Source organism: Flavobacterium sp., from assembly GCF_044376915.1.
Classification (GTDB): Bacteria; Bacteroidota; Bacteroidia; order Flavobacteriales; family Flavobacteriaceae; genus Flavobacterium.
The window spans coordinates 1-4,536 of the sequence record NZ_JBILKB010000109.1 but is presented as its reverse complement, the minus strand read 5'-3'; the positions used below and the strand labels follow the sequence as shown (position 1 = coordinate 4,536).

Below are 4,536 nucleotides of genomic sequence, written 5' to 3'. Positions count from 1 at the left end.
GGGTAACCGTCGCCAGGGTTCGAGTCCCTGTCTCTCCGCTTTTTTTGTTTTCGGGGTGTAGCGTAGCCCGGTTATCGCGCCTGCTTTGGGAGCAGGAGGCCGCAGGTTCGAATCCTGCCACCCCGACAAAAACAGTACTAGGTTGCGTAGCTCAGCTGGATAGAGCAACTCACTTCTAATGAGTAGGTCCCAGGTTCGAATCCTGGCGCGATCACAAAAAAGCCTTGCGATGCAAGGCTTTTTTGTGATATTAAATTACTCGATGCATTTGATATTCTTCATAAAAAGAACATCGGGATTTGATTTTGTTTGCAACGTTTCAGATGACAGCTCACTTTTTATCACATAATCTTTAGAATCTCCTGCAAATTGGATGCGCATCAGCGTAAGTGGACTATTTTTAAGCTCTTCATAGTTTGTTTTGCCAAAATAGAAATACCCCGTTAGTATCCTAATGTTGTTTTTGTCTTTGGTGTCATAATTAAGTACACTACAGCTTTCTTCGGTGTCTGCGATAAGCGTTACAATTTTACCATTTTTTAATTGTAATATTATTTTTGACGAAGGATTTATACATTTTGTGGGAATAAAATCTTTACTTTTTTGCAATACTTGTATTTCCAACATCGGAACGCCATTATTATTTAATAAACTGAAAAATAAATATTCGTTGGTGTTGCCAAAAATTTTTTCATCCATCAATACTTCTTTGAGTATTTTTAATGAAGTAGAATCAGTTTTTTCTTCCACTTCATAGCGGCAATCCTTGTCTTGAGCGAATATTGATAATGGTAAGAGTAGTATAAAAAAAAGAATTTTATTCATGGTTGTTAAATTTTAGTGCAAAGTAAAACTATTTTTTCGTTTTCTAAAGCAGTTGTAAAAAAAGCAAACACATTTCCACCATCGCTAATTTTATGTTTTTTCTTAATTTCATCGGGCTTCAACGGAAAATTTCGCGTAGAAATATTTAATTTTTTTTTCTCAATGTATTGTTTAATTTTATTTTTCTGATAAGGAACAATATTATCAACAATAAAACTACGTCCAGGAAAATTGATCAACTCATTTGATGTATACAAATGTGAATGTTGGTGCAGTTTCTCCAATTTAAATAGATTGGAAATTGCTTCAAAACCTCCCGATTTCATTATGGAAGCATTGGGCTCGTAAAGGTATTTTTTGGGTTGGCAATAACTAGCATTATAAGTTTGATCCAAATCAATTATAGTAGTTGTTGTTTTACTCTTTTCAATATTTACAGCTGTAACTGTTGGCGTTTTGGTACTGTTTTTCTCTATTTTCCAGAGGATTTCTTTTACTTCATTATCTACGGCAACTATATGTATTTCAGCTACATTTTTGAGTTCTAGTAATCCGGCATGTAAATCCAGCATGGGGGCCGTTTTGATGAGTAGGGTATCGGTGTACTGGAAATAGTAATTTTGTAATTCTATAACATTTGGAATACAATCTGAAAGTAAAAATACTTTTCCTTTGGCCTCATTTCTGCGGGAAGGATCAATATAAATACAATCATATTTTTGGTTCAATTGATTGATGATTTCGGCACTATCACCTAGGTAACAAGTGATGTTTGTACAATTTAATGTTGAAAAATTATGTTTTACAATTGCAGATAATTCCGGATTCAATTCACAATGAAAGACCGACTTGAATTGTTTTGAAAAATAGTAAGCATCGATACCAAAGCCACCGCTACAGTCTATTAATTTTTCCCCATGCACCAATGATGCTTTGTATTTTGCAGTAGTTTCCGATGAAGTTTGTTCTATTGAAATTTTTTCAGGATAAACTATGTTAGCAGTAAAAAACCAAGTGGGTAATTTATCTTTTGCCTTCTTTTTGGAAGTTATTTGGTTGATGATTGATGCGTAATTAACATCAGGAAAAGGATTTTTCTTTAAGGCTAAAGTAGCGCTATCAGAACCTAAATTTCTAGTAATAAAACTTTGAATGTCAGATTGTAAAAGTTGTTGGAACTCCAATTTATAAGTTTTTAGTAAATGCTTTAATAATTGTGTTATCAGGAAAAAATTCTTTACCAATTACTTTCAATGAAGTATAAAAGGGTACGGCAATGATCATGCCTGTAATGCCGAATAATAATCCACTAATTAAAATGACTAAGAAAATTTCTAAAGGATGTGAATTGGTACTTTTAGAAAAAATTAAAGGCGAACTAATGTTGTTGTCAATTACTTGTACGAGAGTCATTCCAATAAAAATGTACAATGTAGTTGGGAGTGTTTCATTAGCAAAATCAGCTCCTGCTCCTATGCCGCTTGTCATCACTAATAAACAGGCTACTATAGATGCAATTATTGGTCCAACATAAGGTACAATATTAAAAACAGCACATAATAATGCAATGATTAAAGCATTTTCAATTCCAAAAATTAAAAACAGAATTAAATAAAGTAGCATTACAATGCCTAATTGCAATAGTAATCCTAAGAAGTATCGCGACAATAAGCGATTGATTTCTTTTACAGAATTGACTATTTTTTCTTTTTGATTTTCAGGTAACAGTTTTTCAAATTTTACATAAATGGCATCCCTTTCCTTTAAAATGAAAAAAGTTATGAATAAGACCGATGCAAATCCAATACTAAAGCTACCTAATGTATTTAATAAACTATTTATGAAATTGGGAATGAATTCAAATGTTGCAAATGATGATAATTTACTGCTTTCTATTAGTTGTTTGGTGTTTATGTTGTGGGTATCTAAAAACAAGGAAATGTTTTGAAGTAAAATATGATAATTACTTTCCAATGCGGTAACATCTACTAATGATAAATTTTTACCTTGAGCTAATAATAGGGGGACAAAAAGCAATATAAATCCAGAAATTAATAGAAAAGCTAGTAATAAGGCAGTAATTGCTGCGAAAGTGTTTTTAAATTTTAATCTTCGTTTTAAAAAAAGCACTAAAGGATGAAACAATAATGAAATTACAATTGCTAAAAGGCAATAGAGGATCACAGTGGAAATTTTATATAAAAAAAATAAAGCAATACCAGTAGCGAGCAGTATGCCAACTGCTTTGACTATGCCAAATGAAATTTCTTTTGAAGTCATTGAATTAGTTTTTAAATACGTAATTTATAATATTGGCACCCATTTTTAATGCTTTTTCTCGGACTTGGATTGGGTTATTGTGAACTTCTGTGTCTTCCCATCCATCACCTAAGTCGCATTCAAAGGTATATAAAAGAACCAATCGACCGTTAATAAATATACCAAAAGCTTGTGGTTTGTTGTTGTCGTGTTCGTGAATTTTAGGCAACCCATTTGGAAAAGAGTAAGGTTCTTGAAAAATAAGATGATTGGAAGGGATTTCTACTAACGCGTTATTTGGAAAGACTTTTTTTATTTCTTTTCTGATGTAAGCGTCCATTCCATAATTGTCATCGATATGTAAAAAACCTCCAGATGTAAGGTAGTTTTTCAAATTCTGAATATCATTAGCGCTAAAAACCACATTGCCATGCCCCGTCATGTGAACAAATGGATAATTAACAATTTCTGCGCTTCCAACATCGACTACACTAACTTTTGGCGTTAAAGTTGTTTGAATGTTTTGGTTGCAATAGCTTACTAAATTGGGTAAAGAAGTTGGATTGGCATACCAATCACCTCCTCCGGAATACTTCAAAACTGCAACTTCTTGAGTGAATCCAAAAAGGTGAAATAAAATGAGTCCGATGAGTAGTGTTTTATTCATTAAGTAAGGCAAGGGTATGACAGGCCACTAGTGCGGCGGTTTCGGTGCGTAGTCTGGTATTTCCCAAAGTTACGGGAATAAAATGATTGGCAATCGCTAGATTGATTTCTTTTGTTGAAAAATCGCCTTCTGGTCCTATTAATAGGATGACTTTTTCATTTTTAGTAATTGCTTTTTGAAACGATTTTTTATCGGTCTCTTCGCAATGGGCAATAAATCGATGCCCTTCACTATTTGATTTCACAAATTGTGAGAACAAAACAGGTTCGTTAATTTTGGGTAAATATAAATGTAACGATTGCTTCATGGCCGCTTGGATGATTTTTTCGGCACGATCAATTTTATATACTTTTCGCTCGGAATGATCACAAATAATGGGAGTTATTTCGTGAATGCCTATTTCGGTGGCCTTTTCTAAAAACCACTCCATACGGTCGTTCATTTTGGTAGGAGCAACGGCTATGTGCGTGTAAAAAGAATCAGGTTGTTGAAAGGTTTCTTTTGTGATTGTTACCTCACATTTTTTCTCGGAAGCCAATATGATTTCGGATTCAAATAAAAAACCTAAGCCATTAGTAATAAAAACCTTATCACCTTCTTTTTTACGTAACACTTTAATAATATGCTTACTTTCCTCTTTGTCGAAAAAGAAAGTAGTATCACCTTTTTTTATATCGGAATTATAGAATAGTTGCATAGTTTTTAATTTTTGTCTAACCAGTTTTTCCAATCTTTCCCTACATTGTCCCAATTATAAACTTCATGAATTGGTTCTCTTTTATCAT

5 protein-coding genes and 2 tRNA genes are annotated in these 4,536 nt (G+C 33.0%); 2 read left to right on the top strand and 5 right to left on the bottom strand.

From position 1 onward, the window contains the following. Nucleotides 1–51 precede the first annotated feature (51 nt). Together ACIQ6Z_RS09170 and ACIQ6Z_RS09165 are read left to right on the top strand one after the other, a co-directional pair. Nucleotides 52–126, top strand: a tRNA-Pro gene (locus tag ACIQ6Z_RS09170). A 14-nt stretch (nucleotides 127–140) separates the two neighbouring features. Then, nucleotides 141–214, top strand: a tRNA-Arg gene (locus ACIQ6Z_RS09165). Nucleotides 215–255: 41 nt separating this feature from the next. Here ACIQ6Z_RS09165 and ACIQ6Z_RS09160 read toward each other — a convergent pair. The 5 genes from ACIQ6Z_RS09160 to ACIQ6Z_RS09140 are packed head-to-tail and all read right to left on the bottom strand — an operon-like array spanning nucleotide 256 to nucleotide 4,448. After that, nucleotides 256–825 carry a hypothetical protein gene (locus tag ACIQ6Z_RS09160; RefSeq protein WP_396210582.1) on the bottom strand — a complete coding sequence of 190 codons (570 nt, stop codon included), beginning with the start codon at nucleotides 823–825 and terminating at the stop codon, nucleotides 256–258. 5 nt (nucleotides 826–830) lie between these two features. Beyond that, nucleotides 831–2,009: an RsmD family RNA methyltransferase gene (locus tag ACIQ6Z_RS09155; protein WP_396210581.1), complete on the bottom strand. Its 1,179-nt coding sequence runs from the start codon at nucleotides 2,007–2,009 to the stop codon at nucleotides 831–833. Between the two features lies 1 nt (nucleotide 2,010). Next, nucleotides 2,011–3,105 carry an AI-2E family transporter gene (locus ACIQ6Z_RS09150; protein WP_396210580.1) on the bottom strand — a complete coding sequence of 365 codons (1,095 nt, stop codon included), beginning with the start codon at nucleotides 3,103–3,105 and terminating at the stop codon, nucleotides 2,011–2,013. Between the two features lie 4 nt (nucleotides 3,106–3,109). Continuing rightward, entirely contained in the window at nucleotides 3,110–3,751 is a 642-nt protein-coding gene (locus ACIQ6Z_RS09145) for a DUF4159 domain-containing protein (protein WP_396210579.1), read from the bottom strand. Next, a complete protein-coding gene (locus tag ACIQ6Z_RS09140; protein ID WP_396210578.1) occupies nucleotides 3,744–4,448 on the bottom strand; it encodes a 16S rRNA (uracil(1498)-N(3))-methyltransferase in 705 nt (234 codons plus the stop codon). The genes ACIQ6Z_RS09145 and ACIQ6Z_RS09140 overlap by 8 nt, the downstream gene beginning before the upstream one ends. Nucleotides 4,449–4,536 lie beyond the last annotated feature (88 nt).